Below are 20,540 nucleotides of genomic sequence, written 5' to 3'. Positions count from 1 at the left end.
ATGTGGTGCGGACCTACGGGTCCGGTTACTGGATCAGGTAGATCGTGGCGAAGAGGCCGATCCACACGACATCGACGAAGTGCCAGTAATAGGACACGACGATGGCCGCGGTCGCCTGTTCATGGGTGAACCTCTTCGCCGCGTACGTCCTGCCAAGAACCAGCAGGAAGGCGATCAGGCCGCCCGTCACATGCAGTCCGTGGAAGCCCGTGGTCAGGTAGAACACCGAGCCGTACGGGTCCGAGGACAGCGAGAGGCCGTCCTTCTTCACCAGGTCGGTGTACTCGAAGATCTGGCCTCCGATGAAGATCGCACCCATCACGAACGTGATGGAGAACCAGGTGCGGAGCTTCTTCACGTCGCCCCGCTCCGCGGCGAAGACGCCGAGCTGGCAGGTGAGGGAGGAGAGCACCAGGATCGTGGTGTTGGTCGCCGAGAACGGAACGTTCAGGGACGAGGCCATCTCTTTCCAATGCGCGGCACCCGTTACCGATCGCAGAGTGAAGTACATCGCGAAGAGGGCCGCGAAGAACATCAGCTCGGAACTCAACCAGATGATGGTTCCGACGCTGGTGAGGTTCGGCCGATTGACCGACGGGTGCGCGTGCCCGGTTTCTACTGTCGTTGCTGTCGCCACGACCGACATTATGTCGGTCGCTTATCCCGCCCTCACTCCGGGGGGTGCCGTTCGGTGTGTCAGGCGCGTATGCAGGGCCCGAACGGCCCATCGAAGGGCTGCCCGAACCGGTGTTGACGGGCAGTCGGACGGAGTAGCATCCGCGCATCGGTTCATGACCCAACGTCGGCGAAAACGCCGGACCTTCGGAGGATCCATGCAGTCGAGCGCCACCGTACTGGTCTACAGCGACGACGCGAACACCCGTGCCCAGGTGCGGCTCGCGGCCGGCCGCAGGCCCGCCTCCGACGTGCCGCCGGTGGAGTTCCTGGAGTGCGCGACGCTGCCCGCGGTCCTCAAGGAGCTGGACCGCGGCGGCATCGACGTGTGTGTCCTGGACGGCGAGGCGGTCCCCGCGGGCGGCATGGGCGTGTGCCGCCAGATCAAGGACGAGGTCTTCCACTGCCCGCCGGTGCTGCTCCTCATCGGCCGCCCGCAGGACGCCTGGCTGGCCACGTGGAGCCGTGCGGACGCCGCGGTGACCCTGCCGGTCGACCCGGTCGAGTTCGCGGACGCCCTGGCCTCCCTGCTGCGCAAGCGGCTCGCTGTGGGTGCCTGACCTCACACTCCCGGCCGCAGCCGGGCGGAGTTGACCTTGCTCTGCCCGGCCTTGAGGTCGGCGGTCAGGACGCTGCCCGTGCGCCACTTGTCCCACGACACGTTCCAGTCGCCGAACCCGTTGTCGAAGGGCGTCATGTCCTCGCCGATGCTGTTGACGACGGTGACGATGTCGCCCTCGTTGATGTTCTCGAAGAACCACGCGGCGTTGCCGGTGCTCATGCCCGTGCAGCCGTGGCTGACGTTCTCGGCGCCCTGCGACCCCACCGACCAGGGCGCGGCGTGCACGTACTCGCCGCTCCAGGTGACCCGGGTCGCGTAGTACACCGGCAGGTCGTAGGCGTCCGAGCTGCCGGCCGAGATGCCGACGGTGGTGCCGCGCATACGTACGAAGTACTGCTTGCCCAGGACCACCTTGACGCCGTTGCGGGTGGCGAAGCCGGGCTTGCCGGTGGTGACCGGAATGGTGTTGATCACTTCTCCGTTGCGCTTCACCGTCATGGTGTGGCCCGCGGCGTCCGTGATGGCCTCGACGCGGTCGCCGGTGGTGATCTTCAGGGGCTTGCCCGCGCCGCCGTACAGCTTGTCGGCGATCTTCACACCCTCCAGGTTGGAGTGGACGTTGATGGTGGCGTGGGTGGGCCAGTACTCCTTCGGGCGGTAGTGCAGGACCTTGTCGTCCACCCAGTACCAGGCGCCCTCCACCGAGGGCGTGGACTCGACCTTCAGGGCCCGCTCCACGATCGCGCGGGCCGCCTTGTCCTTGACGGGCTTGCTGAGTTGCGCGGTGATGGGCTGCCCGACGCCGTACGTGCCCGCGTCCGGCCCGAACTCGACCTCCACGGCGTCCTTGGCCGCCGCGGTGTCGAACGTCAGCGTGCGCAGCCCCGGGGAGCCGTCCTCGTTCTCCGTGGAGACCTTGACGGTGTAGTGCGCGCCGGCCACCAGCGGGGCGGTGGAGCGCCACCTGCTGCCGTCCGCGGCGAGTTCGCCCGCCAGATAGCGCCCGTTGCCGTCGACGGCGGTGACGTCGGTCAGACGGTCGTCCTTGCCCTTGGCGGTGATCTCCAGGGGCTTGTCGGGATCGGCCTTCTGGCTGCCCGCGGGGCCGTTGTAGACGACCTGCCCGGCCGCGTCGTACGGCTTGGCGGACAGCGGGTTGCCGTGGGTTCCGCCGCACCCCGTGGCCCCCACACCGAGGGACAGGACCAGGAGGGTGCAGCTCACTACGGTGGGGATGCGCGGTGCGTGGCTCATGACCTCACGGTATGAAGATTCGTCAGATCCGGCGCGTCGGGTGACTGCAAACGAGGGGCCCCCCGTCTCGTGGTGAGACGGAGGGCCCCTCGGTGGTGCGGTGCGGTGTGCCCAGGACCTACTGGTTCTGGTTCTCGCCGCGGTAGTACTCGAAGACCCAGCCGTACAGGCCGACCAGGATCAGCGGGGCCGAGAAGTACAGCAGCCACCAGCCCATGGCGATCGCGAGGAAGGCCAGGGCGCCGCCGATGCCGAGCGCGAGCGGCTGCCAGGAGTGCGGCGAGAAGAAGCCGACCTCACCGGCGTCGTCCGCGACGTCGGCCTCCTTGTCGTCCTGGGCGCCCACGTCGACCCGCCGGGCCGTGAAGGCCAGGTAGAAGCCGATCATGACGCTCAGGCCGAAGGCCATGACGAGCGCGGTGGTGCCGGCCGCCTCCTTGGACCACACGCCGTACACGACGGCCATGACCAGGATGAAGGCGGACAGCCACAGGAACATCTTGCCCTGGATCTTCACTTCCCGGCCTCCTTGCCACCGGTGAGCATGTTGTCACCGTGGACGTCGCCGTGGTTCTCGAGCTGGTCGAGAGCGGCGATCTCCGGGTGGTGGAGGTCGAACGCCGGCGATTCGGAGCGAATGCGCGGCATCGTGAGGAAGTTGTGCCGGGGCGGCGGGCAGGACGTCGCCCATTCGAGCGAACGGCCGTAGCCCCACGGGTCGTCGACCTCGATCTTCTTGCCGTACTTGGCGGTCTTCCAGACGTTGTAGAGGAACGGCAGGATCGACAGGCCGAGCAGGAAGGAGGAGATCGTCGAGATCGTGTTGAGGGCGGTGAAGCCGTCGGCCGCCAGGTAGTCGGCGTAACGACGCGGCATGCCCTCGACACCCAGCCAGTGCTGCACCAGGAACGTGCCGTGGAAGCCCACGAACAGCGTCCAGAAGGTGATCTTGCCGAGCCGCTCGTCCAGCATCTTTCCGGTGAACTTCGGCCACCAGAAGTGGAATCCGGAGAACATCGCGAAGACCACGGTGCCGAAGATGACGTAGTGGAAGTGCGCGACGACGAAGTACGAGTCGGAGACGTGGAAGTCCATCGGCGGCGAGGCCAGGATGACGCCGGTCAGACCACCGAAGGTGAAGGTGATCAAGAAGCCGACGGCCCACAGCATGGGTGTCTCGAAGGACAGTGAGCCCTTCCACATCGTGCCGATCCAGTTGAAGAACTTCACGCCCGTCGGCACGGCGATGAGGAACGTCATGAAGGAGAAGAACGGCAGGAGCACGCCACCGGTGACGTACATGTGGTGCGCCCACACGGTCACGGAGAGGCCCGCGATCGCGATGGTGGCGCCGATCAGTCCGCTGTAGCCGAACATCGGCTTCCGACTGAACACTGGGATCACTTCGGAAATGATTCCGAAGAATGGCAACGCGATGATGTACACCTCTGGATGGCCGAAGAACCAGAAGAGGTGTTGCCAGAGCAACGCGCCGCCATTACTGGCGTCGAAGACATGGGCACCGAACTTGCGGTCCGCCTCCAGGGCGAACAGCGCGGCCGCGAGGACCGGGAAGGCCAGCAGGACCAGAACACCGGTCAGCAGGACGTTCCACACGAAGATCGGCATACGGAACATCGTCATGCCGGGAGCGCGCATGCAGATGATCGTGGTGATGAAGTTGACCGAGCCGAGGATCGTGCCGAAGCCGGAGAAGGCCAGACCCATGATCCACATGTCGGCGCCGACACCCGGCGACCGGACCGCGTCCGACAGCGGGCTGTAGGCGAACCAGCCGAAGTCGGCCGCGCCCTGCGGGGTGAGGAAGCCACCGACCGCGATGGTCGAGCCGAACAGGTAGAGCCAGTAGGCGAACATGTTCAGCCGCGGGAACGCCACGTCGGGCGCGCCGATCTGCAGCGGCATGATCCAGTTCGCGAATCCGGCGAACAGGGGCGTCGCGAACATCAGCAGCATGATCGTGCCGTGCATCGTGAACGCCTGGTTGAACTGCTCGTTCGACATGATCTGCGTGCCGGGGCGGGCGAGTTCGGCGCGCATGAAGAGCGCCATGATGCCGCCGATGCAGAAGAACGCGAACGACGTGACCAGGTACATCGTGCCGATCGTCTTGTGATCAGTGGTGGTCAGCCACTTGATGACGACGTTTCCCGGCTGCTTGCGCCGGACCGGCAGCTCGTTCTCGTACGAGTCGTCTGCTGCCGCGGCACCCTGAGGTTCGTTGAGGATGCTCACAGTTTGTTCGTCTCCGCGTTCTTGGCGGGGTCGGTCTGGGCGATGCCCGCCGGCACGTAGCCGGTCTGGCCCTTCGCAGCCAGCTCCTTGAGGTGCTGCTGATAGCGCTCCGGGGAGACGACCTTCACGTTGAAGAGCATGCGCGAGTGGTCGACGCCGCAGAGTTCGGCGCACTTGCCCAGGAAGGTGCCTTCCTGGTTCGGCGTGACCTCGAACGAGTTGGTGTGCCCGGGGACGACGTCCTGCTTCATCAGGAACGGCACGATCCAGAAGGAGTGGATGACGTCGCGCGAGGTCAGCACGAAGCGGACCTTCTCGCCCTTCGGCAGCCACAGGGTCGGGCCCGGGTTTCCGGTCTGCGGGTTACGGGTGCCGGGGATACCGACGTCGTAGACACCGCCCGCGTTCGCGGGGAAGTCCTTCTTGAACCGGTCCGGAATCGCTTCCAGGTTCGGGTCCGTCGTGGCGTTGCCCTTGACGCCGGGCACGTCCTCGACGTAATTGAAGCCCCAGCTCCACTGATACCCGACCACGTTGACCGTGTGAGCGGGCTTCGGCGTGAGAGCCAGGATCTTCGTCTCGTCGCGTGCCGTGAAGTAGAAGAGCACGGAGACGATGATGAGCGGAACCACGGTGTACAGCGCCTCGATGGGCATGTTGTACCGGGTCTGCGGGGGTACCTCGACCTTGGTGCGGCTGCGCCGGTGGAAGATGACGCTCCACAGGATCAGGCCCCACACCAGCACGCCCGTGGCGAGCGCTGCCGCCCACGAGCCCTGCCAGAGGGACAGGATCCTGGGAGCCTCTTCCGTCACCGGAGTGGGCATACCAAGTCGAGGGAAGTCTTTCCAGTTGTACGAGCAACCGGATGCTGTCGCCAGGACCAGGCCCGCAGTCAGCACCTGCGGCAGCTTCCGCCGCATCGGGCGCCGCGACGAGCGGTCGGAGCCGTTGGGACTCACGTAGCGCCTTCCCGAGAGTCTCGCCCGCGGTGGTCGGCTACGGCCGTCTCGCTGGTCGGTCGCCGCCCTGGCACACGGGCAGGGGTTTGGATGTTTATGCGGACCAAACCCTACTGGACGCTATTTGGGGTCGCGCGGGGAGGGTGCCCAACGCGCCGTCCGAGTCCCCGAAGGGGTGGAGCCGCGGTGGAATCCCGGCCTCCGGGCGCCATCTGACGACCCCTCGCCCCGGCCGCCGCCGCTCGTGCGCCTGGCCGGGGTTAGCGTGGCGCCGTGCCCTACTTCGACGCGGCCTCCTCGGCCCCCCTGCACCCCGTCGCCCGCCAGGCCCTGCAAGCCTCCTTGGACGAGGGGTGGGCCGATCCGGCCCGGCTCTACCGGGAGGGGCGGCGCGCCCGGCTGCTCCTGGACGCGGCGCGCGAGGCCGCGGCGGAGGCCGTGGGATGCCGTCCCGACGAGCTCAGCTTCACCGGTTCGGGGACCCGCGCGGTGCACTTGGGAATTTACGGATCCTTGTCCGGGCGTCGGCGTGTCGGGCGGCACCTGGTGGTGTCCGCGGTCGAACACTCCTCGGTCCTCCATTCGGCCGCGTCCCACGAGTCGGACGGCGGTTCGGTCACCGAGGTCGCGGTGGACCGCACGGGCCGGGTCTCCCCCGACGCGTACGCCGCGGCGCTGCGCCCCGACACCGCGCTCGCCTGTCTCCAGTCCGCCAACCACGAGGTGGGTACGGTCCAGCCGGTCGCCGAGGTGGCGGAGGTGTGCCGGGCGGCCGGGGTGCCGCTGCTGGTCGACGCGGCGCAGTCGCTGGCGTGGGGGCCGGTCGAGGGGGCGTGGTCGGCCCTCGCGGCGAGTGCCCACAAATGGGGCGGACCGGCAGGAGTCGGGCTGCTCGCGGTGCGCAAGGGCGTCCGGTTCGCACCCCAAGGGCCGGTGGACGAGCGGGAGTCGGGGCGGGTGCCCGGCTTCGAGAACATTCCGGCGATCGTCGCGGCGGCGGCATCGCTGCGTGCCGTACGGGCCGGGGCGGAGGCCGAGTCGGCGCGGCTGCGGGCCCTGGTGGAGAGGATCCGGGGCCGGGTCGTGGAGCTGGTGCCGGATGTGGAGGTGGTCGGCGACGCGGTGCGCCGGCTGCCGCACCTGGTCACCTTCTCCTGTCTCTATGTCGACGGAGAGACGCTGCTGCACGAGCTGGACCGGGCGGAATTCTCTGTTTCCTCCGGTTCGTCCTGTACGAGCAGCACACTGACCCCCAGCCATGTGCTGCGGGCGATGGGGGTCCTGAGCGAGGGCAACGTGCGGGTGTCCCTGCCCGTGGGGACCTCGGCGCAGGACGTCGACCGGTTCATCGAGGTGCTGCCCGGCATCGTCGCGTCCGTACGGTCCACCCTGGGGGCGCCGGCCGCCGCGGCCGGGCCCGGCGACAGCGCGGAGTTCACGGTGGACTCGCTGGGCCGGCTCTGCCCGATCCCGGTCATCGAACTGGCCAAGGCGATCGGGCACGTGCCCGTGGGCGGCACGGTCACCGTGCTCGCCGACGACGAGGCGGCCCGGCTCGACATCCCGGCGTGGTGCGAGATGCGGGGTCAGGAGTACCTCGGCGAGCACCCGGCGGCGGCCGGAACCGCCTACCGGGTGCGCCGGGTGAGCTGACCCCGGAGGGACGTCCTACTGGAGGTGGACCCGCACCTCGGCGGCGGCCTCGTCGCCGTACGCCTTGGTGAAGCGGTCCATGAAGCCCGCCCGGCGCATCGTGTACTCCTGCGTGCCGAGCGTCTCGATGACCAGGGTGGCCAGCATGCAGCCGACCTGGGCGGCGCGCTCGTGGCCGACGCCCCAGGCCAGGCCGGTCAGGAAGCCGGCGCGGAACGCGTCGCCGACTCCGGTCGGGTCGACCTTCGCCTCCTCCTCGGGGCAGCCCACCAGGATCGGCTCGGCGCCGACCGCCTCGATGCGCACACCGCGCGAGCCGAGGGTGGTGACCCGGTGGCCGACCTTGGCGAGGATCTCCTCGTCGCTCCAGCCGGTCTTCGACTCGATGAGCCCCTTCTCGTACTCGTTGGAGAAGAGGTACGTCGCGCCTTCGAGCAGGGTGCGGATGTCGTCGCCGGACATGCGGGCGATCTGCTGCGAGAAGTCGGCCGCGAAGGGGATGCTCCGCGCCTTGCACTCCTCGGTGTGGCGCAGCATCGCCTCGGGGTCGTCGGCGCCGATCAGCACGAGGTCGAGGCCGCCCACGCGGTCGGCGACGGCCTTCAGCTCGATCTGGCGGGCCTCGCTCATCGCGCCCGTGTAGAAGGAGCCGATCTGGTTGTGGTCGGCGTCGGTGGTGCAGACGAAGCGGGCGGTGTGCAGGACCTCGGAGATCCGCACCGAGCCGGTGTCCACGCCGTGCCGGTCGAGCCAGGCGCGGTACTCGTCGAAGTCGGAGCCGGCCGCGCCGACCAGGATGGGCCGGCCGCCGAGCTGGCCCATGCCGAAGCAGATGTTGGGACCGACACCGCCGCGCCGTACGTCGAGGTTGTCGACGAGGAAGGAGAGGGAGACCGTGTGCAGCTGGTCGGCGACCAGCTGGTCGGCGAATCGGCCGGGGAAGGTCATGAGGTGGTCGGTGGCGATGGAGCCGGTGACTGCGATACGCACGACGGGGGCGCTCCTGAGGAGAATACGGAGGGGCGGGCGTTGACAGTTCACGCTACCGGGTCGCCCCTGCTGGGCCGACCGGCGGAAACTACCCAATAGTAGGTCCTTCTGCCCACACCGACCGGTGCGTACGGTGCGGACATGGAAACCAAGGTGAGCAGTGCGCGTGGGCATGGAACGGCGGCCGATCCGGGTCTGGAGAAGCTGCGCGGCGACTGCGCGCGGATGGCTCCGCACTGGGTCGTGCCCGCGGCGGCCGCTCCGGCGCCGGTACCGCCGTCCCGCATCCACGGTGTGACCGTTCCGCCGTCCTCGGTACGGCTGATCGCGGACATGTCCGAATACGGGGACTGAAACGGCCTGATCACGCGGGGTGCGGCGCACGGATGGAACCGTGCGCTCCCCCGCTCCGTCCAAGCGGCGTCCCTCGTAAGGGGGATGCGGGATACGACTGGACAGGAGCGATCTGGTGAGCAGCGAGCACACGCAGGACGAGCCCCGGCAGCGGCGTTCTCGGCGGTCTCCCTTGGTCCTCGCCGCGGCGGCCGTGGCCGTACTGGCCGCGGGAGGCGGCGGGGCGTACTGGGCCACGACGGCGTCGTCCTCGGGCGGCGGCGGCACCGCCGGCAAGGACGGCGCTCCGCCACCGCTCGCACTCGACAGCGCCCCCGGCGGGGGCGGCGCGGGGAGCGGCGGCGGGGGCAACGGCGGCAACGGCATCGCGCCGGGCGAGCCCGACCCCAACGGGGTGGTCTACCGGGCGTCGGTGAAGCTGCCCGGCGGTCCCGGCGAGGCGTCCGTCTACCAGCCGCACGGCACGGTGAGCGAGGCCGACGTGCACCGGCTGGCGCAGGCGCTCGGCGTCGACGGCGCGGCCCGCCTCGAAGGGGGCACCTGGAAGGTGGGGGCCACGAAGGACGGCTCGGGCCCTACCCTGACGGTCAGTCAGAAGGCGCCCGGCACCTGGTCGTTCGCCCGCTTCGGCAGTGGCGGCACGGACAACTGCCCCAAGGGCAAGATGTGTCCCATGCACACCACGGGCGCGGACACCGGAGCGGACACCGGTGGCGACACGGGCGGCGCGCCGGTGAGTGAGCAGGCGGCGAAGGCGGCGGCGGCCCCGGTCCTCAAGGCGCTCGGCGAGGACGACGCCAAGCTCGACGCCAAGGAAGTCCTCGCGTCGGCGCGGGTGGTGAACGCCGATCCGGTGGTCGGCGGGCTTCCCACGTACGGCTGGACGACCGGCATCCAGGTCGGTTCGAACGGCCAAGTGGTGGGCGGAAGCGGCCAGTTGAAGACCCTGGACAAGGGTGCGACCTATCCGGTGATCGGCGCGGACCAGACGCTGGCCCAGCTGAACGGCCAGGGCGGCGAACGGCCGAAGTCCAAGGACTGCACCGGCCCGGTGCCGCTGGACGGGCAGCCCACCAAGGGCCGGCTCCCGAGCGACCCCCAGGGCAACATCCAGCAGCCGTGCAAGCAGCCGACGCCGTCGACAATGACGATCGACGGGGCCGTGTTCGGGCTCGCCGCGCAGTCCGTGGGCGGGGTGCAGACCCTCGTGCCGTCGTGGCTGTTCCAGGTGAAGCCGGACGCCGGCCAGGCGTTCACGATCACCGCCCCCGCGGTGGCCCCGCCGTACGTGACCAAGCCGACCGGCGCGCCCGTGCCGAAGCCGTCGGGTTCGGCCACGACGCCGGGCGCCCATGGCCAGGCGCTGAAGTCGTACGCCCTGGCGCCCGACGGGCGGACGCTGGACGTCACGTTCTGGGGCGGGGTGTGCAGCACGTACACCGCGACCGCCGACGAGAGCGGTGACGGGGTGCGGGTGACGGTGACCGGTCAGGTCAAGGACGCGAAGAAGATGTGCATCACGCTGGCCAAGCAGCAGACGGTCCCGGTGGAGCTGCACCAGTCGCTCGGCGCCCGCAAGGTGATCGACGCGGACACGGGCAAGGAGCTGCCGAAGACCTAGCTCCGGGCGCCGGGTCGTGCGACGACGGCGTGCGGCCGTGACGAACACAACGACGTACGGGCATGACGAAGGCGGGTGCCCCCGGTCTCACCGGGGGCACCCGCCTTTCGACTGCCGTCAGGCCTAGCTGAAGGAGTCGCCGCAGGCGCAGGAGCCCGTCGCGTTCGGGTTGTCGATCGTGAAGCCCTGCTTCTCGATGGTGTCGACGAAGTCGATCGAGGCGCCGCCCAGGTACGGGGCGCTCATGCGGTCGGTCACGACCTTGACGCCGTCGAAGTCCTTGACGACGTCACCGTCGAGCGAACGCTCGTCGAAGAACAGCTGGTAGCGCAGGCCCGAGCAGCCGCCGGGCTGAACGGCGACGCGCAGCGCCAGATCGTCCCGGCCTTCCTGCTCAAGGAGGCCCTTGACCTTGGCCGCGGCGGCGTCGGACAGGAGGATGCCGTCGCTCACGGTGGTGGTCTCGTCCGATACGGACATCTGCTTCTCTCCCGGGTTGTACGGAGACTGCTTGCCGCCGGTTGCAACCGGCGGGGCCCCGGATTCATTCCGGGTTCTTCTCTTTCATGCTCGCACACAAGGACGCGGGCGGGAAAAGGCCCGGGGGCGGCTCCCTGCGGGGGGCCGGGGCCGCGCGGGGCGGCCGACCGGGTGCGTCACATCGACGCTATGGCCATCGTCAAAGTGACGTGAAGCGGTTATGATAGATAGCGTCATTTAGACGAAAACCCCTGAGTGCAAGCACCCCGGGGCCACTGGAGCGGCTCCGCCGCACGCTTTAGGAAAAGAAAGGGTGCGTGACGTGACCACCGCCCAGCCCCGTCAGGACCTCGCAGGCCGCGTCGATCTCGACGTACAGCCGACGCCGCTCGCCCTGCTGCTGCTCGGCCGCGAGGCCGACCCCAGGAGCGAGCGCGGCGTGGAGTGTCCCGGCGACCTTCCTTCGCCCTCCGACCCCGGCCTGGTGGAACGCGCCCGCGCCGCCAAGGCCAAGCTCGGGGACAAGGTCTTCATCCTCGGGCACCACTACCAGCGCGACGAGGTCATCGAGTTCGCCGATGTGACGGGCGACTCCTTCAAGCTGGCCAAGGACGCGGCGGCCCGGCCCGGAGCCGAGTACATCGTGTTCTGCGGCGTGCACTTCATGGCCGAGTCCGCCGACATCCTGACCGGCGACGACCAGAAGGTCGTCCTGCCGGACCTGGCCGCGGGCTGCTCGATGGCCGACATGGCCACCGCCGAGCAGGTCGCCGAGTGCTGGGACGTCCTGACCGAGGCCGGCATCGCCGAGCAGGTCGTGCCCGTCTCGTACATGAACTCCTCGGCCGACATCAAGGCGTTCACCGGCAAGCACGGCGGCACCATCTGCACCTCCTCCAACGCCGAGCGCGCCCTGAACTGGGCCTTCGAGCAGGGGGAGCCCAATGCAACAAAGGTGCTGTTCCTGCCGGACCAGCACCTGGGCCGCAACACCGCCGTGCGCGACCTCGGCCTCTCCCTCGACGACTGCGTGCTCTACAACCCGCACAAGCCGAACGGCGGGCTCACCGTGGAGCAGCTGCGCGCCGCGAAGATGATCCTGTGGCGCGGCCACTGCTCGGTGCACGGCCGCTTCTCGCTCGACTCGGTCAACGACGTGCGTGAGCGCATCCCGGGCGTCAACGTCCTGGTGCACCCCGAGTGCAAGCACGAGGTCGTGGCCGCGGCGGACTACGTCGGCTCGACGGAGTACATCATCAAGGCCCTGGAGGCCGCCCCGCGCGGTTCGAAGTGGGCGATCGGCACCGAGCTGAACCTGGTGCGGCGCCTGGCCAATCGTTTCGCCGCGGAGGACAAGGAGATCGTCTTCCTCGACAAGACGGTCTGCTTCTGCTCGACCATGAACCGCATCGACCTGCCGCACCTGGTGTGGACCCTGGAGTCGCTCGCCGAGGGCAAGCTGATCAACCAGATCCAGGTCGACCGGGAGACCGAGAGCTTCGCGAAGCTGGCCCTGGAGCGGATGCTGGCGCTGCCGTAGCCCACCGCCGCTCCCCCGCACCGCACGGCGAAGGCCGCCCCCGTCGAGGGAGCGGCCTTCGTCGCGTACGGGGTCGGTCAGGCGTTGGCCGGCTCCCGGTCGTCGGAGTCCGACGCCTGGGTGGGGCCGGCCTTCTTGGCGCGCTTGGCCGCCTTCTTCGTGGCCCGGCGCTCCTTGCGGAGCTCGACCATCGCGTAGAGGGTCGGGACCAGGAGCAGCGTCAGAAGCGTCGACGTCACCAGACCGCCGATCACCACGACCGCGAGCGGCTGGGCGATGAAGCCGCCCTCGCCGGTGACGCCGAGCGCCATCGGGAGCAGCGCGAAGATCGTCGCCAGGGCCGTCATCAGGATCGGGCGCAGACGGTGGCGGCCACCCTCGACGACCGCCTCGACCACGCCGAGCCCCTGCTTGCGGTACTGGTTGATCAGGTCGATCAGGACGATCGCGTTGGTCACCACGATGCCGATCAGCATGAGCATGCCGATCATCGCCGGGACACCCATCGGGGTGCCGGTGGCGATCAGCAGGCCGATCGCGCCGGTGGCGGCGAACGGGATGGCGACGAGCAGGATCAGCGGCTGGATGAGCGACTTGAACGCCGCGACCAGGAGCATGAAGACGATCGCGATCGCCGCCAGCATCGCCAGGCCCAGGTTCTTGAACGCGTCCGACTGGTCCGAGGAGACGCCGCCGATGGACGCGGTCGCGCCGGCCGGCAGCTTCAGGTCCTTGATCTTGGCCTGGAGGTCGGTGCTGACCTTGCCGGTGTTGTCGCCGACCGGCTTGGCGGTGATGGTCGCCGAGCGGGCGCCGTCGATCCGGGTCATCGAGACCGGCCCCGGCACCAGCTTCACATCGGCGATGTCACCGAGCTTGACCGCGCCGAGCGACAGGTTCTTGAGCTGGTCCACGGTGGTTGCCGGGTCGGGCGAGGTGATGTACACGTCCCGCTCGGCGTCGCCCATGATCGCCTTGGTGACCTGGGTGCCGCGCACCTGCTGGGCGACGGCCATGCCGAGGGTGGTCTGGTTGAAGCCCGCGTCGGCCGCCTTGTCGTTGGGCTGCACCGAGACCCGCGGCACGCTCTGCGCCAGGTCGCTCTGGACGTCGCTGACGTCCTTGAGACCCGCCACGGCACCGCGCACCTGCTCGGCGGCCTTCTTCAGGACGTCGCCGTCGGCCGCCTTCACGACCACGCTCAGGTCCTGGCTGCCGAAGCCGCCGCCGGTCGAGACGGCGGGGTTGCCCGGCTGGCCCTTGAGTGCCGCCTCCAGACGGTCGTGCGCCTTGGTGTAGTCGCCGGCGCTCTTCAACGTCACCGTGTACGAGGCCTGGTTGGCGCCGGTGCCGCCGCCGAAGGCCGCCATGAAGCCGGAGGAGCCGACGGTGACCTGGTAGCTCTTGACCGCCGGGTCGGCCGAGAGGATCTTCTCGACGTTCTTCGACGCGGCGTCCGCCGCGTCCAGGCTGGTGCCGGCGGGCAGTTCCTGCTTGATCGAGAGGGTGTCCTGGTCGCCCTGGTCGAAGAAGTTGGTCTTCAGGAGGCCGGCCATGCCGAACGTGCCGATCAGGATCACCACGGCGAGGGCCACGCTGGTGAGGCGGCGCCGGGTCGCGAAGCGCAGGACCGGGACGTAGATCCGCTGGAGGCGGGACTTGTTCTCCTTCTCCTCCGCCCTGCGGCGCGCCTCGTCCGGGTCGATGCCCGCGATCGCCTTCGGCGCGCGCAGGAACCAGAACGACAGGACCGGGACGACGGTCAGCGAGACCAGCAGCGAGGCGAGCAGGGCCGCGGTGACGGTGAGGCTGAACGAGCCGAAGAGCTCGCCCACCATGCCGCCCACGAAGGCGATGGGAAGGAAGACCGCGACGGTGGTGAGCGTCGAGGCGGTCACCGCGCCGGCGACCTCCTTGACGCCCGTCAGGATCGCCGAGTGGCGCTCCTCGCCGTAGCCGAGGTGGCGCTTGATGTTCTCCAGGACCACGATCGAGTCGTCGACGACCCGGCCGATCGCGATGGTCAGCGCGCCCAGGGTGAGCATGTTGAGCGAGAGGTCCTGCGTCCACAGCACGATCAGGGCGAGCACCACGGAGAGCGGGATGGAGACCGCGGTCACCAGGGTGGAGCGGACCGACGCGAGGAAGAGCAGGATCACGATCACGGCGAAGAGCAGGCCGAGCGCGCCCTCGGTGGTCAGGCCGGAGATGGCCTTGGAGACCTGCGGGCCCTGGTCGGAGACGACGGTGAGCTCCGCGCCGGCGCCGAGGTCCTTCTTCAGGTCGGGCAGCTTGTCCTTGACGGCCTGGGAGATCGCGACGGCGCTGCCGTCGTGGTCCATGGTGGCCATCACCGCGAGGCTGGGCCTGCCGTTGGTGCGGGTGATGGAGACCCGCTGCGAGGGCTGCTGCTTGACGGTGGCGATGTCTCCGAGCCGGACCGGGGCGCCCTGCTGCGGCTTGATCCGCAGGTCCTCGATCTGCTTCAGGGAGGTGTAGGGGGCGCCGACCTGCACGGTGCGGCTCTTGCCGTCCTCCGAGAAGGAACCGCCGGGTATCGTCGCGCCGCCCGCCTTGAGGGCGTCGCCGAGCGTCATCGTAGTGAGGCCGGCCTGGGCGAGCTTCTTCGCGTCGGGCGTGACGTTGACCTGGAGGTCCTGGACGCCGTCGACGCTGACGCGGCCGACGCCCTTGATGTCCTCGAGGACCGGGACGACCGTGCGGTCCAGCTGGTCGGCGAGCGCCTGCTGGTCCTTGTCGGAGGTGACCGCGAGCACCACGGTCGGCATGTCGTCGGTGGAGCCGGCCACGACCTGCGGGTCGACCTCGGTCGGGATCTGGGTGCGGGACCGGTTGACGGCCTGCTGGATGTCGGCGACGAGCTGCTTGGTTCCCGTGCCGTACTCGAAGGTCGCCATGATCACGGCGTTGCCCTCGGACGCCGTGGACGTGATGCCCTTGACTCCGCTGACGGCCTTGATGTTCTTCTCGAGGGGCTCGACGACCTGCTTCTCGACCACGTCGGGCGAGGCACCCTGATACGGGGCGAGCACCGACACCATCGGCAGTTCGATGGTGGGCAGCAGTTGCTGCTTGAGCTGCGGAATGGCGATCGCCCCGAAGACGATCGCGACGATCGACATCAGGCCTATCAGGGCCCGTTGTGCGAGGCTGAATCTGGACAGCCAGGACATGGGTGGGGTCTCTCTTCTGTGGCGTGCGTGCGGCGGTACGGCGCGAGGAGCAAGCAGGGCCGGCCCGTGAGCACGCGGCGCGTCACCCGGGAAAGACCCGGCCCCCGCCTACAACCCTCTGCCATGGGGCGGGTCGGATTCCTCGCTCCCAGGTCGCTTTCCTTATCCCGCGCATACCGCAGCCGCAGTACGCCACGCTCCACCCTTCAGTCCACCCGTGGGCGGACAAGGCCCGATTCGTACGCGATGACCACCAATTGGGCACGGTCGCGGGCGCTCAATTTGGCCATCGCGCGGTTCACATGGGTCTTCACGGTGAGCGGGCTGACCGACAGGCGCTCGGCGATCTCGTCGTTGGAGTGGCCGCCCGCCACCTGGACCAGGACCTCGCGTTCGCGGACCGTGAGGGCGGCGAGCCGCTCGCCGTGCCGGCGCAGGTCCTCCTCGCCCGCCTCCCAACTGCCGCCCTGCGCGAGGAAGGTGGTGATCAGGCCCTTGGTGGCGGCCGGGGACAGCAGCGCCTCGCCCGCCGCGGCGATGCGGATCGCGCCGAGCAGCTCCTCCGGCTCGGCGCCCTTGCCGAGGAAGCCGGAGGCTCCGGCGCGCAGCGACTGCACCACGTACTCGTCGACCTCGAACGTCGTCAGCATCACTACGTGGACGGCGGAGAGCGCCGGGTCGGCGGTGATGGCCCGGGTCGCGGCGAGGCCGTCGGTGCCGGGCATCCGGATGTCCATCAGGACCACGTCCGGCAGGGTTTCGTGGACCACGGTGACGACCTCGGCGCCGTCGGCGGCCTCGCCCACGACCTGCATGTCGGGCTCGGAGTCGACCAGGACGCGGAACGCCGAGCGCAGCAGCGCCTGGTCGTCGGCGAGTACCACCCTGATGGTCATGGCGTGCCTTCCCCCGTGGCCCCGGTCTCCGCGGCCTTGACCGGCAGTATCGCCTGTACGCGGAAGCCGCCGCCGTAGCGGGGTCCCGCGGTGCAGCTGCCGCCGAGTGCGGTGACCCGCTCGCGCATGCCGAGCAGGCCGTGGCCCCCGCCCCCGCCGCCCGCCGTGCCGGTTCCGGTGCCGTTGTCGATGACGGTGATCTCGGTGTTCGGGCCCACCCGTACGACGCTCACCTCGGCCCTGGCGCCGGGGCCCGCGTGCTTGTGCACATTGGTGAGCGCCTCCTGGATGACCCGGTAGGCGGCGAGGTCGACGGAGGCGGGCAGCGGGGCGTCGTCGGTGCGGGCGAGCTCCACCGGGAGCCCGGCCCGGCGGAACCCGGCGAGCAGATCGTCGAGGACGGCCAGGCCCGGCGCGGGTTCGGTGGGCGCCGCGGGGTCACCGGACTGGCGCAACAGGCCGACGGTGGAACGGAGTTCGTTCAGCGCGGAGCGGCTGGCCTCCCGCACATGGGCGAGGGCCTCCTTGGCCTGGTCGGGCCGTCTGTCCATGACGTGGGCCGCGACGCCCGCCTGGACGTTGACCAGGGCGATGTGGTGGGCGACCACGTCGTGGAGTTCGCGGGCGATCCGCAGCCGCTCCTCGGCGACCCGGCGCCTGGCCTCCTCCTCGCGGCCGTGCTCGGCCCGCTCGGCGCGTTCGCGGATCGCGTCGATGAAGGCGCGCCGGCTGCGCACGGCGTCGCCGGCGGCCGCGGCCATGCCGGTCCAGGCGAAGATCCCCAGGTGTTCCTGGGAGTACCAGGGCGGGGTGCCGAGCAGCATGGCCGTACCGGTGAGCACGACGATGGTGAGCACGCCGACGCGGTAGGTGGTGGGCCGGTCGGTGTGGGCGGCGACGGTGTACAGCGCGACGACCGCGCTCATCGCGACGGGCGCGGGCGGGTCGCCGAGGGAGAGCTCCACCATGGCGAGCGCGCTGCTGCAGGCGAGCGTGGCCATGGGGCGGCGCCGGCGCAGCACGAGCACGGCGGCGGCCAGCGTCATCAGGACGAGCGAACGCAGACCGGGCGTCCGGGTGCCGAAGGTCGGCCCGCTCGGCCCGTGCGGGTCGGCGAACGACCCGAGGACCATGCAGATCAGTACGCCGAGGGCGAGGGCGGCATCCGGGACCAGCGGGTGCGCCCTGAGCCAGGGGCGGGCCCGGTCGATGAGGGTCACGGTCACCTACCGTAAGGGTGCCGGGCGGCCGGCACGGCGATACCCCCGGGCGGGCGGGCCCAGGGGCGGGGCCGTGGTGACCGGCCCGGGACCGGACCCTCGCGGTCAGCCCGGGATCAGGCCGTCGTCGCTGAGCATCTCCCTGACCTCGTCCAGGCTCGCGTCCGGGCTCGGCAGGATCAGCTCGGACGGTTCCAGGGCGTCGTCGGGCAGGGGCGTGCCCAGGCGGCGCACCGCGTCGAGGAGCGCGCCCAGGGTGCGGCGGAAGCCGTCCTCGTCACCGGCCTCCATCTGGGCGAGAAGGTCGTCGTCGAGCTTGTTGAGCTCGGTGAAGTGGCCGTCGGCCAGCTTCACCTGCCCCTCCCCCATGATCCGGACGATCATGAACGTCTCCTGCCGTTCGTCACTGCTTGTCGAAGCGCGGGCTCTGCTGCGGGGCCTTGTCCTCGGGAGCGGCGGTGCCGCCCTCGATGGCCTGCTTGCCCGCGGACCCGCCGCCCATCAGCTCGGCCTTCATCCGCTGCAGCTCCAGCTCTACATCCGTACCACCGGACAGGCGGTCCAGCTCGGTCTGGATGTCGTCCTTGGCCAGGCCCGACTGGTCGTCGAGGGCGCCGGAGGCGAGCAGCTCGTCGATCGCGCCGGCCCGCGCCTGAAGCTGCGCGGTCTTGTCCTCGGCCCGCTGGATGGCCATGCCGACGTCGCTCATCTCCTCGGAGATGCCCGAGAAGGACTCGGCGATCCTGGTCTGCGCCTGGGCCGCCGTGTAGGTCGCCTTGATCGTCTCCTTCTTGGTGCGGAAGGCGTCGACCTTGGCCTGGAGGCGCTGGGCCGCAAGGGTGAGCTTCTCCTCCTCGCCCTGCAGCGTCTGGTGCTGCGTCTCCAGGTCGGTGACCTGCTGCTGCAGCGAGGCGCGGCGGGACAGGGCCTCGCGGGCGAGGTCCTCGCGGCCGAGCGAGAGGGCCTTGCGGCCCTGGTCCTCCAGCTTGGAGGACTGGCTCTGGAGCTGGTTGAGCTGCAGCTCCAGACGCTTGCGGGACGTCGCCACGTCGGCCACGCCCCTGCGCACCTTCTGGAGCAGCTCCAGCTGCTTCTGGTACGAGTAATCGAGGGTCTCGCGAGGGTCCTCGGCCCGGTCAAGGGCCTTGTTCGCCTTCGCGCGGAAGATCATCCCCATACGCTTCATGACACCGCTCATGGGCTTCGCGCGCCCCCTTCTGACGGACTCCAGCTCCAGCTGCTGCAACAGAACCCACAGTACGGGCCCTGCATCCATTACCGCACTGTTCGGGCGCCGATGCGCTCATCCCCAAGGACGACTACGTGCCGCGCCGATCCGGCGCAGGGAGTAGGTGAACCCCGGGGGAACAGTGCATCGCCCACCTCCAGGGACGCAAGGCGTTGTGGGATCGTTCCCCACCGGCCTGGGGTCCATGCCGGGTACGCCGTACCCTTGGGGATTGTGTTCCGTAGCCGTTCCAACGCAGAGAAGGCCCCCACCGACAAGGTGACGGCGGACCTCTCCAAAGCGCCCCGCAACCCCGAGGCCCCCAAGGGGCGCCCCACTCCCAAGCGGAGTGAGGCCCAGACCCAGCGCCGCCGCGCCTCGACCGTGCCGGCCGACCGCAAGGAGGCCTCCAAGCGTCAGCGCGAGGCGCGCCGGGTGGACATGGCCAAGCAGCGCGAGGCGCTCGCCAATGGCGACCAGCGCTATCTGCCGGCCCGTGACAAGGGCCCGGTGCGCAAGTTCGCCCGCGACTTCGTCGACTCCCGGTTCTCGGTCGCCGAGATGTTCCTGCCGCTCGCGGTGATCATCCTGGTGCTCTCGATGATCCGGATCGGCAGCCTGCAGAACCTCTCGCTGCTGCTGTGGCTCGTGGTGATCGTGCTCATCGTGCTCGACTCGGTCGGCCTCGCCTTCCGCCTGAAGAGGGCGCTGGCCGCCCGCTTCCCGGACGAGCCGAAGAAGGGCGCCGTCGCCTACGGTCTGATGCGCACGCTCCAGATGCGCCGGCTGCGGCTGCCCAAGCCGCAGGTCAAGCGCGGAGAGAAGCCCTGAGCGGGAAGCCGTCCGGGTTCACCGGCGCCTCGGGCGCCTGGCTGGAAGGTCTCGGCGGGCTGCGCAATGTGGTCCGCCAGGAGCTGGTGGCCCGTCACCTCGACGAGCAGATAGCCGGGCGTTTTCCGGTGGGCCGGCGCCTGCGCGTCCTGGACGTCGGCATGGGCCAGGGCACCCAGGCCCTGCGGCTGGCCCGCGCCGGGCACTCGGTGACCGGGCTCGAATCCGACCCGGCGATGCTCCAGGTGGCCCGCGAGGCGCTGGCGACCGAGCCCGAGGGCATCCGCGAACGGATGCGGCTGATCGAGGGCGACGGGCGCGAGACCGGGGTGCACTTCCTGCCCGGCTCCTTCGACGTGGTGCTCTGCCACGGCGTCCTGATGTACGTCGAGGAGCCCGACGCGATGCTCGCCGGGCTCGCCCGGATGCTCGCCCCCGGCGGTCTGCTCTCGCTGCTCGTGCGCAACGCGGACGCGCTGGCCGTGCGGCCGGGGCTGGGCGGCGACTGGGCGGGCGCCCTCGCCGCCTTCGACTCCGACGCGTACACCAACCGGCTCGGCCTCCCGGTCCGTGCCGACCGGCTCGCGGCGCTGACCCGCACCCTCGACGGGATCGCGGCGCCGCTGCACACCTGGTACGGCGTACGGGTGTTCACCGACACCGTGCCCAACGACGCGGAGCTGCCGCGGGCGGACGAGCTGGAGCGGCTGCTCGCCGCGGAGGACCGCGCCGGCCGCACCGACCCGTACCGCCATGTGGCGGCGCTGCTGCATCTCTTCGGCGTACGGGACTGACGCTTCGGCGGGGCGGGGCGCGGGTAACCC

The 20,540-nt window shown here is 69.8% G+C and carries 19 protein-coding genes; 7 read left to right on the top strand and 12 right to left on the bottom strand.

Annotated elements, in window-relative coordinates:
* Nucleotides 1–25: 25 nt before the first annotated feature.
* The gene (locus OOJ98_RS06375; protein WP_267053628.1) at nt 26–646 is read right to left on the bottom strand and encodes a heme-copper oxidase subunit III; all 621 of its coding nucleotides are present in this window, start codon (nt 644–646) and stop codon (nt 26–28) included.
* Nucleotides 647–833: 187 nt separating this feature from the next.
* Here OOJ98_RS06375 and OOJ98_RS06370 point away from each other — a divergent pair, with 187 nt between their 5' ends.
* A complete protein-coding gene (locus OOJ98_RS06370; RefSeq protein WP_267053627.1) occupies nt 834–1,235 on the top strand; it encodes a hypothetical protein in 402 nt (133 codons plus the stop codon).
* A 2-nt stretch (nt 1,236–1,237) separates the two neighbouring features.
* On the opposite strand, the gene OOJ98_RS06365 is transcribed toward OOJ98_RS06370, so the two are convergent.
* The 4 genes from OOJ98_RS06365 to coxB form a co-directional block, all read right to left on the bottom strand.
* A complete protein-coding gene (locus OOJ98_RS06365) occupies nt 1,238–2,491 on the bottom strand; it encodes an Ig-like domain-containing protein (RefSeq protein WP_267053626.1) in 1,254 nt (417 codons plus the stop codon).
* 118 nt (nt 2,492–2,609) lie between these two features.
* On the bottom strand, nt 2,610–3,008 hold the full coding sequence (locus tag OOJ98_RS06360; RefSeq protein ID WP_120724121.1) for a cytochrome c oxidase subunit 4: 399 nt from the start codon (nt 3,006–3,008) through the stop codon (nt 2,610–2,612).
* Complete coding sequence (gene ctaD, locus OOJ98_RS06355) at nt 3,005–4,747, bottom strand: cytochrome c oxidase subunit I (RefSeq protein ID WP_267053625.1); 1,743 nt, start codon at nt 4,745–4,747, stop codon at nt 3,005–3,007. The genes OOJ98_RS06360 and ctaD overlap by 4 nt, the downstream gene beginning before the upstream one ends.
* Nucleotides 4,744–5,709, bottom strand: a complete 966-nt coding sequence (gene coxB, locus OOJ98_RS06350; RefSeq protein WP_267053624.1) for a cytochrome c oxidase subunit II — start codon at nt 5,707–5,709, stop codon at nt 4,744–4,746. The genes ctaD and coxB overlap by 4 nt, the downstream gene beginning before the upstream one ends.
* Before the next feature lie 273 nt (nt 5,710–5,982).
* On the opposite strand from coxB, the gene OOJ98_RS06345 reads away from it, so the two are divergent.
* Complete coding sequence (locus OOJ98_RS06345) at nt 5,983–7,362, top strand: cysteine desulfurase/sulfurtransferase TusA family protein (protein WP_267053623.1); 1,380 nt, start codon at nt 5,983–5,985, stop codon at nt 7,360–7,362.
* A 15-nt stretch (nt 7,363–7,377) separates the two neighbouring features.
* On the opposite strand, the gene OOJ98_RS06340 is transcribed toward OOJ98_RS06345, so the two are convergent.
* A complete protein-coding gene (locus OOJ98_RS06340; RefSeq protein WP_267053622.1) occupies nt 7,378–8,352 on the bottom strand; it encodes a carbohydrate kinase family protein in 975 nt (324 codons plus the stop codon).
* 141 nt (nt 8,353–8,493) lie between these two features.
* Between OOJ98_RS06340 and OOJ98_RS06335 the strand changes: the two genes are divergently transcribed.
* Nucleotides 8,494–8,706, top strand: a complete 213-nt coding sequence (locus OOJ98_RS06335; RefSeq protein ID WP_267053621.1) for a hypothetical protein — start codon at nt 8,494–8,496, stop codon at nt 8,704–8,706.
* A 115-nt stretch (nt 8,707–8,821) separates the two neighbouring features.
* Nucleotides 8,822–10,327, top strand: a complete 1,506-nt coding sequence (locus OOJ98_RS06330; RefSeq protein ID WP_323177882.1) for a hypothetical protein — start codon at nt 8,822–8,824, stop codon at nt 10,325–10,327.
* 123 nt (nt 10,328–10,450) lie between these two features.
* Here OOJ98_RS06330 and OOJ98_RS06325 read toward each other — a convergent pair whose 3' ends face one another.
* A complete protein-coding gene (locus OOJ98_RS06325; RefSeq protein WP_030933606.1) occupies nt 10,451–10,807 on the bottom strand; it encodes an iron-sulfur cluster assembly accessory protein in 357 nt (118 codons plus the stop codon).
* Nucleotides 10,808–11,120: 313 nt separating this feature from the next.
* Here OOJ98_RS06325 and nadA point away from each other — a divergent pair, with 313 nt between their 5' ends.
* The gene (gene nadA / locus OOJ98_RS06320; protein WP_267053620.1) at nt 11,121–12,347 is read left to right on the top strand and encodes a quinolinate synthase NadA; all 1,227 of its coding nucleotides are present in this window, start codon (nt 11,121–11,123) and stop codon (nt 12,345–12,347) included.
* Between the two features lie 77 nt (nt 12,348–12,424).
* Here the strand turns inward: nadA and OOJ98_RS06315 are convergent, their stop codons facing one another.
* The 5 genes from OOJ98_RS06315 to OOJ98_RS06295 all read right to left on the bottom strand — a co-directional run bounded on the left by OOJ98_RS06315 (nt 12,425) and on the right by OOJ98_RS06295 (nt 18,855).
* Nucleotides 12,425–15,541: an efflux RND transporter permease subunit gene (locus tag OOJ98_RS06315; RefSeq protein WP_267053619.1), complete on the bottom strand. Its 3,117-nt coding sequence runs from the start codon at nt 15,539–15,541 to the stop codon at nt 12,425–12,427.
* 206 nt (nt 15,542–15,747) lie between these two features.
* Nucleotides 15,748–16,437: a response regulator transcription factor gene (locus OOJ98_RS06310; RefSeq protein WP_267053618.1), complete on the bottom strand. Its 690-nt coding sequence runs from the start codon at nt 16,435–16,437 to the stop codon at nt 15,748–15,750.
* On the bottom strand, nt 16,434–17,657 hold the full coding sequence (locus tag OOJ98_RS06305) for a sensor histidine kinase (protein ID WP_267055540.1): 1,224 nt from the start codon (nt 17,655–17,657) through the stop codon (nt 16,434–16,436). The genes OOJ98_RS06310 and OOJ98_RS06305 overlap by 4 nt, the downstream gene beginning before the upstream one ends.
* A 105-nt stretch (nt 17,658–17,762) precedes the next feature.
* Nucleotides 17,763–18,041, bottom strand: a complete 279-nt coding sequence (locus tag OOJ98_RS06300) for a hypothetical protein (RefSeq protein ID WP_267053617.1) — start codon at nt 18,039–18,041, stop codon at nt 17,763–17,765.
* A gap of 19 nt (nt 18,042–18,060) precedes the next feature.
* The gene (locus OOJ98_RS06295) at nt 18,061–18,855 is read right to left on the bottom strand and encodes a PspA/IM30 family protein (protein ID WP_267053616.1); all 795 of its coding nucleotides are present in this window, start codon (nt 18,853–18,855) and stop codon (nt 18,061–18,063) included.
* Between the two features lie 264 nt (nt 18,856–19,119).
* Here OOJ98_RS06295 and OOJ98_RS06290 point away from each other — a divergent pair, with 264 nt between their 5' ends.
* Nucleotides 19,120–19,716, top strand: a complete 597-nt coding sequence (locus OOJ98_RS06290) for a DUF3043 domain-containing protein (protein WP_267053615.1) — start codon at nt 19,120–19,122, stop codon at nt 19,714–19,716.
* 86 nt (nt 19,717–19,802) lie between these two features.
* Nucleotides 19,803–20,510, top strand: a complete 708-nt coding sequence (locus OOJ98_RS06285) for a bifunctional 2-polyprenyl-6-hydroxyphenol methylase/3-demethylubiquinol 3-O-methyltransferase UbiG (protein ID WP_267055539.1) — start codon at nt 19,803–19,805, stop codon at nt 20,508–20,510.
* The last annotated feature ends 30 nt before the right edge of the window (nt 20,511–20,540 follow it).

This window comes from Streptomyces sp. NBC_00083 (assembly GCF_026343295.1).
In the GTDB taxonomy this organism is placed as follows: Bacteria; Actinomycetota; Actinomycetes; order Streptomycetales; family Streptomycetaceae; genus Streptomyces.
Note: the sequence above shows the minus strand (reverse complement) of the source record. Positions and strands in the feature narration are given on the sequence as shown.